The sequence below is a fragment of the Chromobacterium haemolyticum genome (assembly GCF_009936155.1).
Lineage (GTDB): Bacteria > Pseudomonadota > Gammaproteobacteria > Burkholderiales > Chromobacteriaceae > Chromobacterium > Chromobacterium haemolyticum.
Genome location: NZ_AP019312.1, coordinates 5,019,460 through 5,039,082, shown reverse-complemented (window position 1 = coordinate 5,039,082; position 19,623 = coordinate 5,019,460). Strand labels below are relative to the sequence as shown.

The window sequence follows — 19,623 nt, the reverse complement described above, 5'->3', positions numbered from 1 at the left end:
GAGGCTAAAGAAGCTGCGGTCTCCGATAAAAAGCAGCTAGTCGCGCCGCGCGTCGCGCACCGCGCGCGCCAAGGCGTCGTTTTCGCCTCCCATGCGCTCCAGCGCCGCGCTCACGCCGTTCCGGTCCACCGCACTGCGGTTCTGGCTCAGCTTTTCCTTGATATCCCAACGCTTCACCCGTAGCCGGAAGCCGACGACTGCGCGCTGCATGGCCTGGATGGCCGGGTTTTCGCTGGGTAGCCGCCAGCCGGATTCGCCTTCGAAACAGCGCACCTGCCGCTCTAGCTGGCTCAACAGGGCCGCGCCTTCCATTTCCTCCGCCACGCCGTGTGCATGCGCCACCCGATAGTTCCAGGTAGGCACCTGGGCGCCGCCGGCAGCGTACCAGGCCGGCGACACATAACCATGTTCCCCGTGAAACAATGCCACGCTGCCGCCGCGCAGCAACGCTTGACTGTGCGGGTTGGCGCGCGCCAGATGGCCGAGCAGGCAGTCCGGCTGTTCAGGATCGGCCAACAGCACCAGATGACTGATCCAGGGCTCGCCGTCGGCCTGAGGCGTGATCAGGGTGGCGAAGGGGTGGGCGGCCAGCAGTTCCGTCAGCGCGGCCGGGCGGCCCGAGAAAGCATCTGGCGTATACATCATGGCGCCGGCTCCCATTCATAGCTGCGTTCGATGCGCGCCACTTCCACCCGATACTGGCGATACCAACGTTCGCGTCCCAGCTGCTGCGCCAGCACATGGTCGGCATGGGCCTTCCACGCGCGGATGCTGTCGGCGTCGGGCCAGTAGGATAGTGCGATCTCTTGGCCGTCCTCACAGGCGGAAACAAAGGCAAGACAGCCGAAGCGTTCCAGCGCCAGCTGGCGCATTTGCCGCGCCACGGCGAAGTACTCGTCATCCAGTTGCCGCGTAGCCGCGCGGAAAATCACGACATGCATGCAGGGCCTTCCTGGAGTAAGGTGGGGGAATCGGCATTGTCTCGATTGCCGGCGGTCTTGGCCAGAGCCAGTTTGGCCGCTGGCGTGGAACCACCGCGCCTAGGAGGAGCGAAGATGACCAAGAACCTATTGCTGCGCGCGGCCGATGCTGGGGATGTAGAGCGGATCACCGCGCTGCATGTCGCCAGTTGGCGGCAGCATTACCGCGGCATCCTGCCGGATGAGTATCTGGACTTGCGCGCTTGGGACGAGCGCCTGCTGGTGTGGAGACAGCGTTTCGCCGCCGAGCGGCCGCCCTGGGTACGGCTGGCGCTGTGGCAGGGAGAGCCGGTGGGCTTTGTTTGCCTATTGCCGGACGAGGCGCCGGAGCGGGGCGTTTATCTGGATAATCTGCATGTGCAGGCCGGGCAGCAGGGGCGCGGCATTGGCCGCGCCTTGATGGCGGCGGCGGCGACGGAAGCCTTGCGCGTTGCGCCGGGCCGGCCCTTGTTCTTGTGGGCTTACCAAGCAAATCGGGACGGCCGCGCCTTTTACCGGGCACTGGGCGGCGTGGAGTCCGAGCCCTGCGAGGTGGACACCGCCGGGGGCCGGCGCGCGCTGGCGCTCAGCTATCAGTGGGATGATCCGTCCTGTCTGTTGCTGTAACGGTTTGCGTCGCGACAACACCGGGCCGCGCAGTCGTTTTACAATGTGGCGATGTCTACTCTCAACTATTTGCAACACTATCCCTCCGCCTTGCTAGGCCAGGTTCAGGCGCTGCTGGACGCCGGGCAGCTTGGCGTCTGGTTGGCGCGCAAGTACCCGGACAGCCACGATGTGCAGACGGACAAGGCGTTGTACCAGTATGTGTCCGAGATCAAGCAGCGTTATCTGAAAAACGCCGCCTTGCCGGCCAAGGTGAGCTACGACAGTCAGCAGCACCCGGTCAAGGGCACGCTGGGCACCAATACCTTCGTGTCGCGGGTGCAGGGCGGCAAGCTGAAGACCAAGAACGAGATCCGCATCGCCGCGCTGTTTCGCGACGCGCCCTTGCCGTTCCTGCGCATGATTGTGGTGCACGAGCTGGCCCATCTGAAGGAGAAGGATCACAACAAGGCTTTCTATCAGCTGTGTTGTCATATGGAGCCGGACTATCACCAGTTGGAGTTCGACATGCGGGTGTGGTTGACCTGGCGCGAAAGTCAGCAGGCCTGAGTTCTTGTCGCGGCATGAACAACAGCCCGGCTAGCCGGGCTGTTCGCATGTCATAACCTGTTTACGATCTACTGCGCGTTGTGGGACGTTACACGGTGAGTACGGCTTCGAAATGCTCATGTACCGAATGCACATTTCGCTTCATCAGCCGTTTTCGCCTTGTCTCGATCTGACGCGCGAGACCTTGAGCGGGTTCTACGGGGCGGTGTTTATTTCTTGGCCACTAGTTGATCGAACACGCCGCCGTCGGCGAAGTGCTTGCGCTGGGTGCTGCGCCAGTCGCCGAAAGTCTCTTGCAGCGTGAACAGCTTGACCTTGGGGAATTGGCCGGCGTATTGCGCCGCAATCTTGGCGTCACGCGGGCGGTAGTAGTTCTGCGCCGCGATGGTCTGGCCCTGAGGGGTATACAGGAACTTCAGATAAGCCTCGGCCAGCTTGCGGTTGCCTTTCTTGTCGGCCACCTTATCCACCACCGCCACCGGCGGTTCCGCCAGGATGGACAAGGAGGGGGTGACAATGTCGAACTTATCCGGTCCCAGCTCTTTCACCGCCAGCACCGCCTCGTTCTCCCAAGCCAGCAGCACATCGCCCTGTCCGCGTTGTGCGAAGGTCAGCGTCGCGCCGCGCGCTCCAGTGTCGAGCACCGGCACGTGCTTGTATAGTTCGCCGACGTAGGCGCGGGCCTTGGCCTCGTTGCCGCCGGGCTGTTTCAGCGCGTAACCCCAGGCCGCCAGATAGTTCCAGCGCGCGCCGCCGGAGGTTTTGGGGTTGGGAGTGATGACCTGGACGCCGGGCTTGATCAGGTCGCCCCAATCGCGGATGCCCTTGGGGTTGCCCTTGCGCACCAGGAACACGATGGTGGAGGTATAGGGCGAGCTATTGTCCGGCAAGCGGCTTTGCCAGTTCTTGGGCAGCAGGCCCTGATCCGCCAGCACGTCGATGTCGTAGGCCAGCGCCAGGGTGGCTACATCGGCCTCCAGGCCGTGCTGGATGGCCAGCGATTGTTTGCCCGAGCCGCCGTGCGACTGCTTGATGGCGACGTCGCCGCCCTGTTTCTTCCATTGCTCGGCAAAGGCCTTGTTGACGTCTTGGTATAGCTCGCGGGTAGGGTCGTACGAGACGTTGAGCAGCTCCGAGGCCAGCAGCGGCGCGGCGCCGCTGAACAAGGCTAGGGACAGCAGGGCGTGGCGGAGGGCGAGTCGTGGCATGGCGATTTCCTGAGAGTGCAAGCGATGATTGCATCTAATCAGAAATGTTTTAGAGCTAGAAGTGATTGTTTTTTATCTTTAAATTCCAAATAAATCTATGCGGTGACAGCGCTGCTTTAGAGGTATGGGGAATAAGTTTTTCGTTCAATATCATTTCCAAGAATATAAAAGTCATTCTACAGTGCGAGATCAACCTTTGAGGAGCTGAGCGATGGAACCTTCGCTGGCGGATTTCGACTTGATCATTCAGCCTGGCTGGCACAACTCCGGCCCGCGGCATTGGCAAAGCCACTGGCAGCGGCGTTTGAAAGCCGAGCGGGTGGAGGTAAGCGATTGGGACGCGCCGCGGCTGGACGACTGGCTGCATGGCCTGGATCAGGCGCTTGAGAGGACGCGAAAGCCAGCCATCGTCGTTGCCCACAGCCTGGGCTGCGTAGCGGTGGCGCATTACGCGCAGCGCCATCCGCGGCGAATCGCTGGCGCTTTATTGGTGGCGCCGGCGGATGTGGAGCGGCCCTTTGTGCCGCGCGAGCTCATGGGGTTCGCGCCGACGCCGCGGCAGCCCTTGCCGTTTCCGGCCAGGATGGTGGCGAGCAGCAACGATCCGTTCTGCAAGACGCCGCGCGCGGCTCGGCTGGCGGGCTACTGGCGCACGCCCATCGCCTGGCTGCGGCAGGCCGGCCACATCAATGTGGAGTCCGGCCACTGCCAATGGGAAGAGGGCTGGCTGCAACTGGAGCTGCTGGCGCAAAGGGTGCGGGCCAGCTTGAGCCAGGCGGCCTGAGTCTCCATCTGCCGCGCGTTGCGGCACGCGGCGCGCCGGGTCTTGAGCAGGCCCGCAGGCCGCTGGCGTCGCCGGGAGCATTGCGGCTCCCAAGCCATTGTTCGGCGTAGTTTCGCTTCAAGCCAGGTGGTCTAAACTGGGATGGCATGTATTTCAACCCTCTCTTGAGTGGCCATGATGCCGAGCCGATTCTTCGCCTGTTGTTGGCTGTCCCTGGCCGGCGCTGTTTACGCCGCCCCCTTGAGCCGCATCGGCGTATCCGTGGGAGCGCTGGACAACCCCTTCTATCAGATCGTGGCGCGCGGCGCGCTGAACGAGGCGCGCGCGGCCAATCCCAATGCGCAAGTCACCACCCTTTCCGCCAATTTCAGCCTGGAGCGACAGGAAGAACAGGTGCGACAACTGCTGCGTCAGCAGGTGGAGCTGATTCTGTTGGTGGCCGCTGACAGCAAGGCGGTGGCGCCGCTGGTACGCCTGGCGCACCAAGCCGGGGTACGAGTGGTGGCGGTGGATGTGGACGCGCCCGGCGTCGACGGCACGGTCAAATCGGACAATGTTCAGGCCGGCGCGCTAGCTTGCCGTTATCTGGCGGAGCAGATGCATGGCAGCGGTACGATGGTGATTCAGAGCGGTCCGCCGGTGTCTTCTGTCTGGGACCGGGTGGCCGGCTGTCGCCGCAGCTTGGCCGCATTCCCCAAAATTCGCCTGCTCAGCCATCAAGAGAGCGGCATGGCGTCCAGCTGGGGCGGCAAGCGGCTGATGGAACGGCATCTGCGGCGCTACCCTATGATCAACGGCGTGTTCTCCTGCAACGATCGCCAGGCGCTGGGGGCGGAACAGGCCGCGCGGGAAGCCGGCCGCAAGGAGGTGATGGTGGCCGGGGTGGATGGCTCGCCGGATATCGAAAAGGCGTTGCGAGGGCGGAATCAGATTGTGGCCTCCGTCAGCCAAGCGCCGTACGCCATCGGCGTGGCGGCGGTGAAGCTAGGGCGCCAATTGCTGGATAAGCCCAATGCCAAGCCAAGCTTGGTGTTAGTGCCGGTGCAGCTGATCACTCGCGCCAATATCGGCACCTACCAGGGCTGGCAAAGCCAGTTGCCGCCGGCGCCCGCCGCGGCGCGCTAGGCGAAGGCCCCCGTCTTTTTTGACCTGCGGCGGCGGCGGTGTCACACTGCCGGTGTTTTCGCGTCGGCCTGGCCGACGCCAGCTGTTTTCAACTCAAAGCCAAAGGATTCCACATGTTCGCATCACGCCCGCTCAAAGCCGGCCTGGCCGCCCTGGCGCTGACTTTGCCGCTGCTGGCGCACGCCGACGCCGCCCAGGACGCCGCCGTCAAAGAGTTGTCCGCCACGCTGAACCTGAACAATATGCTGCCGGAACTGGCGCAGCGCACCACCGCCAGCGCGATGCCGCTGCTGCAGGAATACTTCGTCAAGAACAAGATCAAGCTGAGCGAAGCTCAGCAGAAGAAGGCGCAGGAAGGCTTCAAGACCTACGGCGAGAACGTGCACAAGCTGGCCAGCGATTACTTTGGCTCCAGCACGGCCAAGCAGCAGTTCGAGCAGACTGTGGCCAAGGCTTACAGCGCCCAGTTCAGCGCCGACGAGCTCAAGCAGATCAATGCTTTCTACAAGACCGCAGCGGGTCAGAAACTGCTGAAACAGCAGCCGCAGATCATCAACACCATTGCCGGCGACACCTTGAAAGCCGCCGAGCCGGTGCTGCTGCCCAAGATGCGCGCCGCCGCGGAAAGCTTCGGTAAGAGCATCGCCAAAAAGTAAGCGCATCCGCGCTTCGCCGTCAAAGCCGCCCGCTGGGCGGCTTTTTGTTTGCCGCGCGCGGTTCCGGGTTCGTTTAGCGGCCAGTCCATCTCCTTGGCGCGCGTAGCGGCTATAACGTGTTTATCGACACGAATTATGTCATTCAAATGATCAGATCGGGCTTGTTGTGGCTGCTGTTGGCCGGGCTGGCGCAGGACATCGCGGCAGCGCCGCCGCGCCAGGTGGTGGTTTTGGTCGACAATGGTTATCCGCCGTATTCCTATGAGAAGGACGGACGGGCAGAGGGCGTTTACAACGAAGTGTTGCGCGAGGCGTCGCAGCGCTTGTCCGGCTATCGCATCGAGCTGAGGCCTGTGCCGTGGAAGCGCGGCCTCTCCGAACTGGAGGCCGGCCGCGCGCCGGCGTTGTCTCCGCCGTACTACCGTCCGGAGCGCGACTACATGGGGTATTCGGCGCCGTTCTGGCAGGAGCAGCTGACGGTGTATTGCCGGGCGGACATCATGCGCGCGCCGCGACCGCATTGGCCAGCGGATTTCCTGGGCCTGCGTTTTGGCAACAACGCGGGTTTCCGCCCCGGCGGCAAGGCATTCTGGCTGGCGGTGCAGCGCGGCGAGATTCAACTGGACGAAGCGCCGGACACTCAGGGTAATCTGCTGAAGCTGGTCAATGGCCGCATTGATTGTTATTTGAACGACAAGCTGTCCATTCTCTATGTGCTGGAGCGGCTGCAGCGGCGCGGCGCGATCAGCGCGGAGCAACGCGGCGGACTGGCGGCGGCGGCCAGCCTGAACGGCGAGTGGGCTTACGTCGGCTTCGCCAAGCGCGGCCAGCGGCGTTTTCCCTATCTGGACGATTTCATCCGGCAACTGAACGCCGTCCTGGAGCAGATGAAGCGCGAGGGGCGGATTGCCGCCATCGTGGAGCAGACATTGCGCGCCCCGCCGCCGTAGCGGCGTCCGGCCGCCGGTTTTGACAGCCGCGGCGGCCGGTTTTAGCATGACTCAATCGTTTTACGGAAACCAAGCATGGAAAATCGCAAATTGGCGGTATTGATCGATGCGGACAACGCGCAGTCGGCGCTGATCGCCGAGTTGCTGGCCGAGGTGGCCAAGTACGGCACCGCCGTGGTCAAGCGCGCTTACGGCGACTGGACCACCAGCCAATTGAAGGGCTGGAAGGAAGTGCTGCACCAGTACGCGATTTCGCCGATTCAGCAGTTCGCCTACACCAAGGGCAAGAATTCCACCGACTCCGCGCTGATCATCGACGCGATGGACCTGCTCTATACCGGCAATTTCGACGGTTTCTGCCTGGTGTCCTCCGACAGCGATTTCACCCGCCTAGCTACTCGACTGCGCGAGTCTGGGTTGATGGTGATCGGCCTGGGCGAGCAGTCAAAGACGCCGCGGCCCTTCATCGCCGCTTGCGACAAGTTCGTGTTCACCGAGATTTTGCGGCCGGAGCCGGTGGCCAAAAGCGTGGCCGACAAGCCCAAGGCGCGCAGCACGCGCAGCCGCGCCAAGCCGCAGCCGGAGAAGGAGCGCCATCCGTTGCAGGACGTGTTCACCAATGCGATCGAGGCGGTGGCGCGCGACAGCGGCTGGGCCGAGCTGTCGGTGGTGGGCACCTATCTGGCCAAGAACGATCCCTCGTTCGACCCACGCGTCTACGGCCATTCCCGGCTGTCGCAGATGGTGAAAAAGCTGGACTTCCTGACAGTGCAGGAAAGCCGCAACGGCTCCAAGCTGCATTGCGAAATCCGGCTCAAGCACGATGGCGAGCCGGTTCCGGCCGCCGCGTCCACGCCGCCAGAGGCCGATCCACCGCCGGAAGCCCCAGTGCGCAAGAAGCGCAGCCCGCGCAAAAAGCCGGCGGCTGCCGCTTGAAGCGGCTGTTGGTACACTGTTTGCATTCCAAGGATCCGGGCCGGCGCATGCGGCCGCGATCCACACAACAAGCCACATCATCAAGGGACAGAACATGATTATCCGCGACGCCACGCTGGAAGACCTGGCGGCGATACTCGACATCTACAACGAGGTTATCGCCACCACCACCGCCATCTATAACGACGATCCCCTGTCCGCCGGCGAGTTTGCCGTCTGGTTCCAGGACCGTGCCGCGGCCGGTTATCCGGTGCTGCTGGCGGAGGAGGACGGCAAGATCCTGGGTTTCTCCAGCTTTGGCGATTTCCGCGTCAAGCCGGGCTACCGCTTCACCGTGGAGCACAGCGTGCACCTGTCCGCCGACGCGCGCGGCAAGGGCATTGGCACCGCCTTGGTGCAAGCCTTGTTTCCGCGCGCCAAGGCGCTGGGCAAGCACACCATGATAGGCGCGGTGGACGCCGCCAACGCGGGTTCTATCCGCTTCCATGAGAAATTGGGTTTCCAGCAGGTGGGCATGCTGCCGCAGGTGGGATTCAAGTTTGGCCGCTGGCTGGACCTGGTGTTTCTGCAGCGCTTTATCGACGGCGCCAGCGAGGGGCCGTCTGCGTCGTGAGCCTGAAATGAGAAGCGCCGCAGATGACTGCGGCGCTTGCTCGTGCTTTTTACCACTGTCGAACGCAGTGTTTTCTTGATATTTCTCTATTCACCCTTGTACGACTTAGCGCACCTCTGCAACGATATCCCTACTGAACACCTTTTCGCAATACTTGCATTTCATTTTTGTGTCGCGCGCCTGAGGTTTGACGTAGAAAAAGCTGGTCACCGGCTCGTTGTGCGAGATGCAGTTGGAGTTGGGGCAGGAGAAGATGCCTTCGATGGTGTCCGGCAGCGCCAGCTTGTGTTTTTTGACCACCTCGAAGTTGTCGATCACGTTAACGGTGGCCTGCGGCGCGAACAGCGCCAGCTCGTTGGCCTGTTCCTCCGACAGCGCGATGTTCTCCACCTTGATGATGTCCTTGGCGCCCATGTGACGGCTGGAAAGGTTCAGCCCCACGGTGACGCGCTCTCCGGTTTCGCTGAGTTTGAACAGACGCAGGATGACCAGGCCCTGGCCGGCCGGGATGTGGTCGATGACGGTGCCTTGCTTAAGCGCTTCTACGGTGCGGGTGTATTGCATGATGGTTTCCTTTTCCTGAATCAGACGGTCTCGTTCAGCACCAGAGACAGCAGCGCCTGGCGCGCGTAGACCCCGTTCTTGGCCTGTTCGAAGTAATAAGCGTGCGGCGTGGCGTCCACGCTGGTTTCGATCTCGTCGACGCGCGGCAGCGGGTGCAGAATCTTCATATTGGTGCGGGCGCTGTGCAGCATGTCGGCGCGCAGCACGAACTTGCCCTGAATCTTCTTGAACTCGGCCTCGTCGAAGCGCTCGCGTTGCACTCGGGTCATGTACAGCACGTCCACTTGCGGGATCACGTCGTCCAGGCTGCCCACCACGGTGTACTGAATGCCCTTTTCATCCAGTTCTTCGCAGATGTAGTCCGGCATTGCCAGCTGCTCCGGCGCCACAAAGTAGAAGCGCGCGCCGAACAGCGACAGCGCCTGGGTCAACGAATGCACGGTGCGGCCGTATTTGAGGTCGCCGACGAAGGCGACGGTCAGGTTTTCCAGCGTGCCCTGGGTTTCCCTAATGGTGAACAGGTCCAGCAGGGTCTGGGTTGGGTGCTGGTTGGAGCCGTCGCCGCCGTTGATGATGGGCACGGCGGAGAACTCGCTGGCCAGGCGCGCCGCGCCTTCCTTGGGATGACGCATCACCACCGCGTCGGTGTAGGAGCCGATGATCTTGATGGAGTCCGCCAGGGTTTCGCCTTTCTTGGCGCTGGTGTTGCCCCCGTCGGCGAAGCCGATGATGCTGCCGCCCAGCCGCTGCACCGCGGTCTCGAAGGACAGACGGGTGCGGGTAGAGGGCTCGAAGAAACAGCTCCCCACCAGCTTGTCTTTCAGCAGGTCGTTGCGAGGCTGTTGTTTCAGGCGGGCTGCCGTGGCCACCACCAGCTCCAGTTCCTCGCGGCTGAAGTCCGGTATGGAAATGATGTGTTTGCGGTAGAGGGGGTTGGCCATGGTCGCGTCCTTTCAATATTGGCTTTATGAGTCGCGGGTAAAAAAAAAGCCCCTGGAATCAGGAGCTTGTTTTATTACTGCGTCGGGGTTCGGGAACGGCAACGGCTCGCGCCAACGCCAAGTCGCCGCCGTGGCGGGCGGTGCGTCGTGCGGGAAGCGTTTTTGCGTGGGTCATTGCCTGTGGTCCGAACAAAATTGCGGGATTGTAATCCCAATTCCTGCACGACGGTAAGACCCGTGTCGCATTTATCAAAATTGATGGCAGAAAAAGGACACTTCCACCTGCGCAGCAGACTATGAACAGGTTCTTAGCGCAGCGCGTATTTGATTCCCAGGCTGAGAAAGCAGACGCCCAGCAGACGGTTGAGCTGCAGGCGGGCGCCGGGGGCGAACGCGCGGCGGCGCAGGTGGCCCGCAAGCCATACCAGCAGCGCCAGGTAGAGCATATTGATCAGGCAGAATACCGTGGCCAGCTGCGCGAAGCCGGCCGGGCCGGCGCGGCCGGCTTCCAGGAATTGCGGGAAGAAGGCCATGAAGAACAGGATGGCTTTGGGGTTGGCCAGGGTGATCAACAGCGAGCGGCGGAAGCAGGCGCCGGCGCTGTGTCGCGCCGGTGCGGTCATGGCCGCGGCTCCGCCGTCGCGGTGGAACAGCAATCTCGCGCCCAGCCAAGCCAGATAGAACGCGCCGGCGTAGCGCAGCAGTTCAAACCAGCCGGGGTGGGCGGCCAGCAGCGCCGCCACGCCGCCGCCGGCAAGCGTGATCAGAATTAGATCGCCGGCCAGCAGACCGGCCTGGGCCGCGTAGCCGGCGCGCAGCCCGCCGCCGCTGAGCGCGCTGAGGATAGACAGGGTGCCGGCGCCCGGCGTGACCACCAGCAGCAGCGAGGCGGCGACAAACGGCCACCAGTCAATTGCCGTCATCAGGGCTTTCCTTTCATCGTTTGGCGGTTCAGGTACGGAAGTCGCCTACCAGTGCTTCCAGTCGCGCCGACAGTTCGCGCAGATGGCTGACCGAGGCGGCCACTTGGCGCACCACGTCGCTATTGCTCTGCGCCATGCTGCTGATGCGCTCCACGTTCTGAGCGATCTCCAGGCTGGCCGCGGACTGCTCGCGAGTGGAGGAGGCGATGTCGACGATGCTGCCCACCAGGCCGTGGCTGCGATCCAGTACGGTTTGCATCGCCTGGTTGGCGTCTTCGGCGATGGCGACGCTGTTGCCCACCAATTGGCTGCTCTTTTGCACGTCGCTGACGGCGTCGCGGGTTTCCTGGCCGATGGCGTTGACGATGCGGCTGATCTCCACCGTGGCCTCGGCGGTCCGGCCGGCCAGATTGCGCACTTCGTCCGCCACCACGGCGAAACCGCGGCCCATCTCGCCGGCGCGCGCGGCTTCGATTGCCGCGTTCAGCGCCAGTAGATTGGTTTGGTCCGCGATGTCCTTGATCACGTTGACGATGGTGCTGACCTCGGTTGAGCGCGCGCCCAGGACATTCACCCGATCCGCCAGCGCGTGCATATTGTCGGTCATGCGGCGGATTTCGGCGGTGACCTGGTTGACGGTGGAGACGCTCTGCTCGGTCAGGCGGCCGGTTTCCCTCGCGGTGCTTTCCGCCAGCTGCGCGGTGTTGGCGATGTGCTGCACGCTGACGGTCACTTCCTCGACGCCGGCTGCGGTGGCGCTGGCGGCGTCCGATTGCGACGCGGAGGCGCTTTCCACCTGGCGCGCGGACTCCTGCAAGGACACCGCCGCCGCGGTGACCGCCTGGCTCTGTTCGCGCACCTCCACGAACATGTCGCGCAGGCTGGCGATGAAACGGTTGAAGGCGTCCGCGGTGCGGCCGATTTCGTCGCGGTTGCTGATCGGGATGCGGATGGTCAGGTCGCCCTTGCCGGAGGCCAATTGTTCCATGGTGGCGGCCAGATGGTTCAGCGGCCGGGTCAGCGCGCGCACCACGCCGGCGAGCACCAGCAGAATCAGCGCCAGCGCCACCGCGCCTATCAGCACCGCGGTCAGGCTTTGCCGCCGCGCGTCGGCGGTGATGGCCGCGGTGGGTATGCTGACGCCCAGCGTCCAGAACTGGCCGGTATTGGCCACTTTCACAGGGTGAAAGAAGTGGGTGAAGCCGCCGGCCTCGTAAACGAAGTCTTCGCCTTGCTTGATCTTGCCCAGATAGGGCGTCAGCGGGCTGTCCTTGGGCGCGGGTTTGCCTAGCAGGCTGGCCTCTGGATTGACCACGTAGAGGCCGCCTTCGGACAGCATGCTGACATAGCCGGTTTCATATAACCGGATCTGGCCGAATTTCTTTTGCAGGTCGTCCAGCGCGATGTCGGTGGCGGAGACCCCCAGCATTTTGCCCGCGGCGTCTTTGATCACCACGGCCAGCGAGCTTTCCAGGATCTTGCGGTTCTGCACCTCGTAGGGGTAGGGCTCGGTGATGGTGTCGCGGCCGCGTTGCTTGGGCACGTAGTAGAAATCGCCCCAGCCCGGTTTTTCGTAGTCGGGCTGATAGCTTTCCGGGTGATCCTTGAACTTGGGGAATTCCTTGACGCGGTCCGCCGACATCATCACGTCCATTTGTGCTTTGCCCTTGTCGTTCTTGGTGATGTAGGGCTGATAGCGGCCGGTGGGGTCGTGGCGAGGCCAATCCATGCGGAAGCCGTTGTCGTTGCCGTCGAAGGCGTTTGGTTCCCATAGCATCCACAGGCCCACCGACTGAGGCGCGTTGTCCAGCATCTGCTGGATGGTGTTGTCGGTGTGTTTACGGTCCGGATGCGCGACGCGTTGTATGCCCAATACCGCGTCGGCTAGGTGGCGCGGCAGGGTGAAGTTGCGGGCAAAGTCGCTTTCCGCGTCCTTGGCGTAGCTGCTGGCCTGTTCAGAGGCCAGCTTGTAGCCTTGGTCCACCGCCGAGCTGTAGCTCTGCCAGGCGATCAGGCCGATCATGACGGCGAAGCCGATGGCGATGGCGGCGGCGGCCACCAGAATGATGCGGGTGCTCAGGCGGCCCCATTTCTGCTGTTTCATTCTTCTTTCCCCAGTACCTTGCGAAGCTTGTTATAGGGCGGCTTGCCGCGGTAGCGCGCGAGCGGAGGCGAGGTCCGGCCTCTTGCCCTTATTTATAGACATTAAAGCCAGAGGCCCGTACCGGTCCATGCCGATGCGCTAAAAGCCGGCCGCGGCGCGGCGGAACGTGGGGAGCGCGCCACAATGGCCGCGGCGGCAATATTTACAGCCGCGTGACAAGTGGCGGCGCACTGCGTTATCTAGCAGGCTTTGCGCGAGCTTGACGGAGAATTCGCATGTCATGCGGCGCCGCTTATTTAGCCGTCGGGCTAATGGAATACCTTGCAAATGCCGATAGCGGAGTTGATGCTGAAAGAAGGCGCGCCTGGGGGGAACCGGGCGTGCAGGTCCATTTGCGTCGGTGATAGCGGCCGGTGGGGTCCTGGTGACAGGGTGGCGGAGACGCATGCGCGCGGCGGGCGGCACAGACGCGCGGCGGGATAAAGAGCACAGAATGATCAAGTGCATAGAAGTGGCCGATCTCAAGGTGGGCATGTACATCCATGATCTGAACTGCGATTGGATGTCGCACCCCTTTTTGCTTAAGCGTTTTTTGATCAAGCACGAGGAAGAGATCCGCAAGATTGCCGATTCCGGCATTCACGAGGTGTATATCGACACGCGCAAGGGAATGGACTTGCCCTCCGCGCCCAGCGCCACCGAAGTGAAAAAGCTGTTGGAGGAGCAGATCCGCGAGTTCGGCAGCAACGAGACCATTCTGGAGCCGCAGGTGGAGGCGGGCTCCGAGTTTGGCCGCGCTCAACTGATCCACAGCGAAGCCAATCAGATCATCCAGGGCATTCTCAAGGACGTGCGTCTGGGCAAACAGGTGGAACTGGAGATGGTGGAACCGTCGGTGAGCAAGATGACTTCTTCCATCCTGCGCAACGGCGGCGCGTTGCTGTCGCTGTGCCGAATCAAGGACAAGGACAACTACACCTTCCAGCATTCAGTCAGCGTCGGCGCGTTGATGGTCAGCTTCTGCAACGCGATGGGGATGAGCAAGGAGGTGATTCATCACGCCGGCATCGGCGGCATGCTGCACGATATCGGCAAGATGAAGATTCCGGACCGCATTCTCAACAAGCCGGGCAAATTGACCGAGCAGGAGTTCACGGTAATGAAGTGCCATGTGGTGGAGAGCAAGCAGATCCTGCTGCAAACCACCGGTATTTCTGAAACCGCGGTGCTGGTGGCGGCGCAGCACCATGAGCGTCACGACGGTAGTGGTTATCCGGCGGGCCTCAAGGGCGAGGAGATTTCGCAGTTGGGGCAGATGGCGGCCATCGTCGACGTGTACGACGCGTTGACTTCGGACCGCTGTTACCACAAGGGCATGGCGCCCACCGACGCCTTGCGCAAGATCTACGAGTGGTCCAAATTCCACTTCAATCCGCAACTGGTGCAGGCGTTCATGCGCAGCATAGGCATTTATCCGATCGGCACCTTGGTGCGGCTGGAGAGCGGCCGTCTGGGCGTGGTGGTGGAACAGAACGAAAGCAATCTGATCTCGCCCAAGGTGAAGGTGTTTTTCAGCACCAAGAGCAATGTCTACATTCCGCCGGAGATGGTGGATCTGTCGCGCGGCATGGGGTTCGGCGGCGGCGACCGCATCGTCAAACACGAGTCGCCGGATAAGTGGAAGATTGATCCGCTGCGTTTCCTATAGTGGGACCGAGCCCTAGCGCCGCTCTGGCTAGCGGTAATCCCCCCACACCGTTTGCATCGCCGCCACCGCGGCCAGCGCCGCGGTTTCGGTGCGCAGAATGCGCGGCCCCAGCTTTAGCGGCGTCCAGCCGGCGCTCAGCGCCGCGGCCTCTTCGCGCGCTGAGTAGCCGCCCTCCGGGCCGGCCATCAGCCAGGCGCGCTTAGGCGCGGCGGCGATGTCGGCTAGGCGCTGAGTGCCCACCGGCGACAGGATCAGCCGCGCGTCGGCGTTTGGCGCCTGTTTCAGCCATTGCTCCAGCGACAGAATGGGCAATACTTCAGGAATGGCGTTGCGACCGCTTTGCTCGCAGGCGGAAATCACGATTTCCTGCCAGCGCGCCACGCGCTTGTCGGCGCGCTCGCCGGACAGTTTGACGATGGAGCGCTCCGCGGCGATGGGTTGAAACGCGGACACGCCCATTTCCACGCCCTTTTGCAAGGTAAACTCCATTTTGTCGCCGCCGGAAATGGCTTGGGCCAGGCCCAGCCAGATAGGCGTTTCACGTGAAACCTCGTCGAAGCCTTCGATGCGGCAGTGGGCGTCGCGTTTCATCACCGCGTCCAGCACGGCGGAGTACTCGCCGCCGCGGCCGTTGAACAGGGTGACGGCGTCGCCGGCATTTAGCCTCAGCACCTGGACATGGCGCACCACGGTGTCCGGCAAGGCAAGCGTTTGGCCGACGCTGAGGTCGGCGTCAATGTAAAACCTGGGCATGACGTATTGAAAGTCGCTGTTGATACCGGTATTTTGCTTTGTTTGCTGCGATTGCAGCAAATGGGATTGCAGCGGCCTTGGGGGAAAACGAATGCAGGTGCTGGAAAAGGTGATGCAGGTGCTCAGGGAAGTGGCGCGCGACGAGGTGATGCCGCGCTTTTTGCGCGTGGGCAAAAGCCGCAAGGACGACGGCACGCTGTTCACCGAAGCCGATATGGCTTGCCAGCAGGCGCTGCAGGCCGCTTTGCCCCGCATTCTGCCCCACCCGGTGTTGGGCGAGGAGATGGAACTGGCCGAGCAAGACCGGTTGTGGGCGGAGAATCAGGACGGCTTGTGGGTGGTGGACCCGATAGACGGCACCACCAACTTCGTCAACGGACTGCCGTATTTCGCTATTTCCGTCGGCCTGATGGTGGGCGGCAAAAGCCGGCTGGGCGTGATCTACAACCCGGTGTCCCAGGAAATGTTTTACGCCAGCCGCGGCGAGGGCGCCTTTCTGAACGGCCAGCGGCTGCCCTTGAAAACCGTGGTCAACACCATGTGCGACGCCATTGCCAGCGTGGAGGTCAAATATCTGCGCTCCGGCAAGCTGGCCGCGCGCATCGGCAGCACCTGCCCATGCGGCAGCTTGCGCAATCTGGGCTCCAGCACGCTGGACTGGTGTTATCTGGCGGCCGGCCGCTACGATCTTTACCTGCACGGCGGCCAGCGCTTGTGGGATTACGCCGCCGGAGCGGTGATTCTGGAGGAGGCCGGCGGCCAGATCGCCAGCCTCAACAGCGACGACTACTGGAGCGATGTGATCTGGAAGCGCTCCGCCATCGCCGCGCTGAATCCGGAGCTGTTTTCTCAATGGCACCGCTGGGTGCGCGCCAACCAATAGCCCGGCTTCAGCCGCGGAACATGAAGTAGACCGCGCCCACCAGGCACAGCCCAGCCCATACGTAGTCCCAGCGGAAAGGCTGGTTCATGTAAAAGACCGCGAACGGTATGAATACCGACAGCGATATCACTTCCTGAATGATCTTCAGCTGCGACAGCGTCATCACGCCGTAGCCGGCGCGGTTGGCCGGCACCTGCAGCAAATACTCGAACAAGGCGATGCCCCAACTTGCCAGCGCCGCCAGCCACCAGGGTTTGGACGACATGTCCTTCAAGTGGGCGTACCAGGCGAAGGTCATGAACACATTGGACAACACCAGCAGCAGCGGCGTCAGAAGATAGGGCGAGAGATTCATGATGCGTGCTCAGCGGGAGGCGTTCCAGTTGGCGACGGCTTCTTTTTTGTTGTCGGCCTGAGCGCCGATGGCGCTGCAATTGCCGTTGTCCGGGTAGCGGCTGCATTGTACCCAGAAGCGACGGGAGCCCGCCTTGACCAGCAGTGCGGACGCGCCGCATTTGGGGCAGGGTTTGAGGACAGTTTGCGGAGCTTGGTTCATGGCGGGATGTCCGGCTAAAACCGGCATCTTACCCCAAGCCGCCGCGCGATGGCGGCAGCCTGGGGGCACATTCGCCTAGCGCCGCGTCTTCAGCGCCGCCGTGGCGGAGACCGCCGGATCCGCCGCCTTGACGAAGTTGGCGATGTAGGCGCCCAACAGCTTATGGGTGTGAGTGGTGGGGTGCAGCACGTCCCAAAACACGAAGGCGTCCGGATTGCCGCATTCCGCGCGCGGTTTCTGTTCCCAGATATAGGGCAGGCTGGCGTTGCCGGCGATGTCCAGGCAGGACTGAGTGGTATTGCTGACCTGATACTTGGCCGGGTTGTCGAGCAGGTCGTCGAACAGGGCGTTGCTGTCGAACAGGTTCAGCTTCAGCGTGCTGCCGTATTTCTGTTGCAATTGCGCCACCAGCAGCGCCAGTTTGGCGTTGTAGTCGCGCACCTGCGGCGCCAGCGCGGCGGCCTTGCCGCTGGCCTGGGCCGCCGGAGTGCGGGCCAGGTTGGGCAGGTTCAGCACCACGATGTGGCGCGCGCCGGCGCTGATGATGCGTTCCAGCGCCTTGCCTTGGTCTGCAATCACTTGGTCCACGGTGCGGCCGTAGTTGAGCAGGTCGTTGCCGCCGATCAACATGGTGAACAGGGTGTTCTCCGGCCGGTAATTGGCGGCTTTCTGCATGTATTGCGACCACGATTCCACCTGCTGCAGCAGGCCAGGCACCACCAGGTGCTGATCGCCGGCGGAGCCGCCGATCGCCCAGTTGTAGATCGGCAGCTTTAACTGCTCGGCCAGATATTCCACCCATACCCGATCATTGCTGAAGCGGCCGATGAACCAGCTTTTGGCGTTGGGCAGCCGCCATTGGGACGCACCGTACATGTTCTGAGTGTCGGACAGGCTGTCGCCGAACACGATCAGCTTGTTGACGCGCGCCGGCTGGCTGGCGCTGTCCTGGCTCCAGATAGTGTGGTTGTAGGACATCTGGTTGTTGGCGGCGGCGTAGAGCGCCACCGGACGGTTGATTCCCTTGGCCGCCAGCGTTTTCTGGCAGACCCCGGCCAGGGTGTCCTGAGCCACATCGCTATAGAACATATTCTTCAGCGCGACGATGCTGCCGGACCACCAGTAACCGTTGACGCGGTAGTAGTCGCCGCTGCTGGGGTCCAGCGCCCAGTGGTAGCTGGTTTGCGGTTTGGCGGGGCCCATGTCCAGCCGGTAATAGCAGCGCAGATAGGTGTAGGTGGCGGCTCCCATCGCCACGGCCGGTTTGGCCGCAGCGGCCTTGACCTGGGCTTCGCTGAGCGGCCCGCCTGGAGACAAATAGTCCAATTGCGGGTCCAGCTGGGCGTGAGCCAGGCTGGCGGCGAACAGGCCGGCGGCGGCCAGCAGGCCCCATAGCAGTTGAGGTTTCATAGAGACTTTCCCGATACGTGATTTGAGTCAAGCTGTCTGTTGTATGCCGTCTAGCGCGGCTGTTTCGGCGTGGTGCCGTATCGGGATATTTAAGTATTTGCAGATGAAAATATACGGTAATTTTAAGCGATGCGTAAAAATGCCATATGGCTTAAATGCTGTGGCTTTTTATGCGAAAACGCCCGCGCAAGGCGGGCGTTTGGCGAGATTGGATCTGGCCGCGGCAATCCGGCCGGGGCCCGCTGCCGTCAAGAGCACAGATCAGACGCTGAGCGCGACAATCTTCAAGGGATGCTTGCCGTCCGGGCTGGGAAAGTCCGCGTCTGGGACGATCCATTCCGCCGCGCGCACTTCGCGGCCGGCCTTGGCCGCGCTGCGCTTGAGCGAATCCAGCCAGGCGTCGCCGTCCACCTGCGCAACGTTGTTGCAGCAAATCAGCGTGCCGCCCGGCGCGGTGGCCAGCAGCGCCGGCTTGAACAGCGCCTGGTAATCGTTGATCAGGTCCACCACGCCGAAGGGGCTCTTGGAATAGCGCGGCGGGTCCAGAAACACCAGATCGAACTGACGCGCTTCCAGTTTGGGGAAGGGCGGCATTTTCTTGCCGCGCACGCGCTCGGGCTGGCCGATGCCGGACAGCTGGCGGATGGCGGCGAACACATCGCTCTGCACGCAGCGCGGGCGGGTGGTCAGCAGATTGAGCTTAGCGTTGGCGCGGCCCACGCTGAGGCTGGATTCGGCGAAGTCCACGTTCATCACGAAGCTGGCGCCGGCCTTGGCCGCGGCTACGCCGACGCCGCAGGTGTAGGCGAACAGATTCAGCACGCTTTTGCCGGCCGCCAGCTCCATCACGCGCCGGCGCGCGGCGCGCAAATCCAGGAACAGCCACGGGTCCTGGCCTTTATGGCGAGCGCGGTAGTGGTAGTTGACGCTTAGTTCGCGAATGGTGTGGTCGGCTTCGGCCTCGGCTTGCTGTTCCAGCGTCAGCGCGTTGCCGATGCGGGAGTTGCCGGCGCTGCGGTCGTTGTAGACCAGCGGCAAGCCGGGGTGGCTGGCCTGGTAATGGGCGTGGATCGCCGCCAGCTCGTCGTCGCTCAGCGGCTGGTGGAAAGTCTGGGCCAGCAACTGTTCGCCGTAGCGGTCCACGGTCAGGCCGGGCATGCCTTCCACGCTGCCGTGGAATAGACGGTAACAATTGGTGTCTTCGGCTTGCAGCCGGGCGATCAGTTCTGCGCGCGCGGCTTCGGCGCTTTGCAGCAATGGGGTCAGGGAGGACATCGGGGGCCTTCGCTTGCGGTTCCGGGCCGGCTCGCTGCGCGGAGGCGGGCGCGCCGGAAAATCCTTCATTGTATGCGCTGCCGTCGTCGCGCTCAAATG

Annotated in this window: 22 protein-coding genes; 10 read left to right on the top strand and 12 right to left on the bottom strand. The window is 62.8% G+C overall.

The features are described from left to right. Window positions 1-36: 36 nt before the first annotated feature. A complete protein-coding gene (locus GYH29_RS23370; RefSeq protein ID WP_157222181.1) occupies window positions 37-645 on the bottom strand; it encodes an FMN-binding negative transcriptional regulator in 609 nt (202 codons plus the stop codon). After that, a complete protein-coding gene (locus GYH29_RS23365; RefSeq protein ID WP_019103620.1) occupies window positions 642-941 on the bottom strand; it encodes an antibiotic biosynthesis monooxygenase family protein in 300 nt (99 codons plus the stop codon). The genes GYH29_RS23370 and GYH29_RS23365 overlap by 4 nt, the downstream gene beginning before the upstream one ends. 114 nt (window positions 942-1,055) lie before the next feature. On the opposite strand from GYH29_RS23365, the gene GYH29_RS23360 reads away from it, so the two are divergent. Then, window positions 1,056-1,586, top strand: a complete 531-nt coding sequence (locus GYH29_RS23360; RefSeq protein ID WP_161524472.1) for a GNAT family N-acetyltransferase — start codon at window positions 1,056-1,058, stop codon at window positions 1,584-1,586. Window positions 1,587-1,637: 51 nt separating this feature from the next. Continuing rightward, on the top strand, window positions 1,638-2,135 hold the full coding sequence (locus tag GYH29_RS23355) for a M48 metallopeptidase family protein (protein WP_043640245.1): 498 nt from the start codon (window positions 1,638-1,640) through the stop codon (window positions 2,133-2,135). A 209-nt stretch (window positions 2,136-2,344) separates the two neighbouring features. Here the strand turns inward: GYH29_RS23355 and GYH29_RS23350 are convergent, their stop codons facing one another. Next, window positions 2,345-3,343, bottom strand: coding sequence for a sulfate ABC transporter substrate-binding protein (locus GYH29_RS23350; protein WP_043589214.1), 999 nt, complete (start codon window positions 3,341-3,343; stop codon window positions 2,345-2,347). A 211-nt stretch (window positions 3,344-3,554) separates the two neighbouring features. Here GYH29_RS23350 and GYH29_RS23345 point away from each other — a divergent pair, with 211 nt between their 5' ends. The 6 genes from GYH29_RS23345 (at window position 3,555) to GYH29_RS23320 (ending at window position 8,407) form a co-directional block, all read left to right on the top strand. Beyond that, complete coding sequence (locus GYH29_RS23345) at window positions 3,555-4,127, top strand: RBBP9/YdeN family alpha/beta hydrolase (RefSeq protein WP_161524471.1); 573 nt, start codon at window positions 3,555-3,557, stop codon at window positions 4,125-4,127. A gap of 174 nt (window positions 4,128-4,301) precedes the next feature. Further along, window positions 4,302-5,252 carry a substrate-binding domain-containing protein gene (locus GYH29_RS23340; protein WP_043589220.1) on the top strand — a complete coding sequence of 317 codons (951 nt, stop codon included), beginning with the start codon at window positions 4,302-4,304 and terminating at the stop codon, window positions 5,250-5,252. 113 nt (window positions 5,253-5,365) lie between these two features. Beyond that, on the top strand, window positions 5,366-5,908 hold the full coding sequence (locus GYH29_RS23335; RefSeq protein ID WP_019103452.1) for a DUF2059 domain-containing protein: 543 nt from the start codon (window positions 5,366-5,368) through the stop codon (window positions 5,906-5,908). Between the two features lie 146 nt (window positions 5,909-6,054). Further along, a complete protein-coding gene (locus GYH29_RS23330; RefSeq protein ID WP_161524470.1) occupies window positions 6,055-6,858 on the top strand; it encodes a substrate-binding periplasmic protein in 804 nt (267 codons plus the stop codon). A 75-nt stretch (window positions 6,859-6,933) separates the two neighbouring features. Next, window positions 6,934-7,794: an NYN domain-containing protein gene (locus tag GYH29_RS23325; RefSeq protein ID WP_043589221.1), complete on the top strand. Its 861-nt coding sequence runs from the start codon at window positions 6,934-6,936 to the stop codon at window positions 7,792-7,794. A gap of 94 nt (window positions 7,795-7,888) precedes the next feature. After that, entirely contained in the window at window positions 7,889-8,407 is a 519-nt protein-coding gene (locus GYH29_RS23320; RefSeq protein WP_019102489.1) for a GNAT family N-acetyltransferase, read from the top strand. Between the two features lie 105 nt (window positions 8,408-8,512). Here the strand turns inward: GYH29_RS23320 and pyrI are convergent, their stop codons facing one another. The 4 genes from pyrI to GYH29_RS23300 all read right to left on the bottom strand — a co-directional run bounded on the left by pyrI (window position 8,513) and on the right by GYH29_RS23300 (window position 12,939). Then, window positions 8,513-8,971, bottom strand: a complete 459-nt coding sequence (gene pyrI, locus GYH29_RS23315; protein ID WP_043589228.1) for an aspartate carbamoyltransferase regulatory subunit — start codon at window positions 8,969-8,971, stop codon at window positions 8,513-8,515. Between the two features lie 20 nt (window positions 8,972-8,991). After that, window positions 8,992-9,912 (bottom strand): aspartate carbamoyltransferase, encoded by a 921-nt coding sequence (gene pyrB / locus GYH29_RS23310; protein ID WP_043589230.1) that lies wholly within the window; start codon window positions 9,910-9,912, stop codon window positions 8,992-8,994. 308 nt (window positions 9,913-10,220) lie between these two features. Further along, complete coding sequence (locus GYH29_RS23305) at window positions 10,221-10,835, bottom strand: LysE family translocator (protein ID WP_161524469.1); 615 nt, start codon at window positions 10,833-10,835, stop codon at window positions 10,221-10,223. A gap of 28 nt (window positions 10,836-10,863) precedes the next feature. Next, window positions 10,864-12,939 carry a methyl-accepting chemotaxis protein gene (locus GYH29_RS23300; protein WP_081575090.1) on the bottom strand — a complete coding sequence of 692 codons (2,076 nt, stop codon included), beginning with the start codon at window positions 12,937-12,939 and terminating at the stop codon, window positions 10,864-10,866. A gap of 493 nt (window positions 12,940-13,432) precedes the next feature. On the opposite strand from GYH29_RS23300, the gene GYH29_RS23295 reads away from it, so the two are divergent. After that, entirely contained in the window at window positions 13,433-14,647 is a 1,215-nt protein-coding gene (locus tag GYH29_RS23295; protein ID WP_043589926.1) for an HD-GYP domain-containing protein, read from the top strand. A 27-nt stretch (window positions 14,648-14,674) separates the two neighbouring features. On the opposite strand, the gene GYH29_RS23290 is transcribed toward GYH29_RS23295, so the two are convergent. Further along, window positions 14,675-15,400 carry a 16S rRNA (uracil(1498)-N(3))-methyltransferase gene (locus GYH29_RS23290; RefSeq protein ID WP_043589927.1) on the bottom strand — a complete coding sequence of 242 codons (726 nt, stop codon included), beginning with the start codon at window positions 15,398-15,400 and terminating at the stop codon, window positions 14,675-14,677. 97 nt (window positions 15,401-15,497) lie between these two features. On the opposite strand from GYH29_RS23290, the gene GYH29_RS23285 reads away from it, so the two are divergent. Next, window positions 15,498-16,283 (top strand): inositol monophosphatase family protein, encoded by a 786-nt coding sequence (locus tag GYH29_RS23285; RefSeq protein WP_198001721.1) that lies wholly within the window; start codon window positions 15,498-15,500, stop codon window positions 16,281-16,283. 7 nt (window positions 16,284-16,290) lie between these two features. Here GYH29_RS23285 and GYH29_RS23280 read toward each other — a convergent pair whose 3' ends face one another. From GYH29_RS23280 to GYH29_RS23265, 4 genes are all read right to left on the bottom strand, one after another. Continuing rightward, complete coding sequence (locus GYH29_RS23280; RefSeq protein WP_019101577.1) at window positions 16,291-16,638, bottom strand: DMT family protein; 348 nt, start codon at window positions 16,636-16,638, stop codon at window positions 16,291-16,293. Between the two features lie 9 nt (window positions 16,639-16,647). Then, entirely contained in the window at window positions 16,648-16,839 is a 192-nt protein-coding gene (locus GYH29_RS23275) for a Lar family restriction alleviation protein (protein WP_019101576.1), read from the bottom strand. Between the two features lie 75 nt (window positions 16,840-16,914). After that, the gene (locus GYH29_RS23270) at window positions 16,915-18,249 is read right to left on the bottom strand and encodes an SGNH/GDSL hydrolase family protein (protein WP_081549133.1); all 1,335 of its coding nucleotides are present in this window, start codon (window positions 18,247-18,249) and stop codon (window positions 16,915-16,917) included. A 261-nt stretch (window positions 18,250-18,510) separates the two neighbouring features. Continuing rightward, window positions 18,511-19,524, bottom strand: coding sequence for a class I SAM-dependent rRNA methyltransferase (locus GYH29_RS23265; RefSeq protein ID WP_081549161.1), 1,014 nt, complete (start codon window positions 19,522-19,524; stop codon window positions 18,511-18,513). Between the last annotated feature and the right edge of the window lie 99 nt (window positions 19,525-19,623).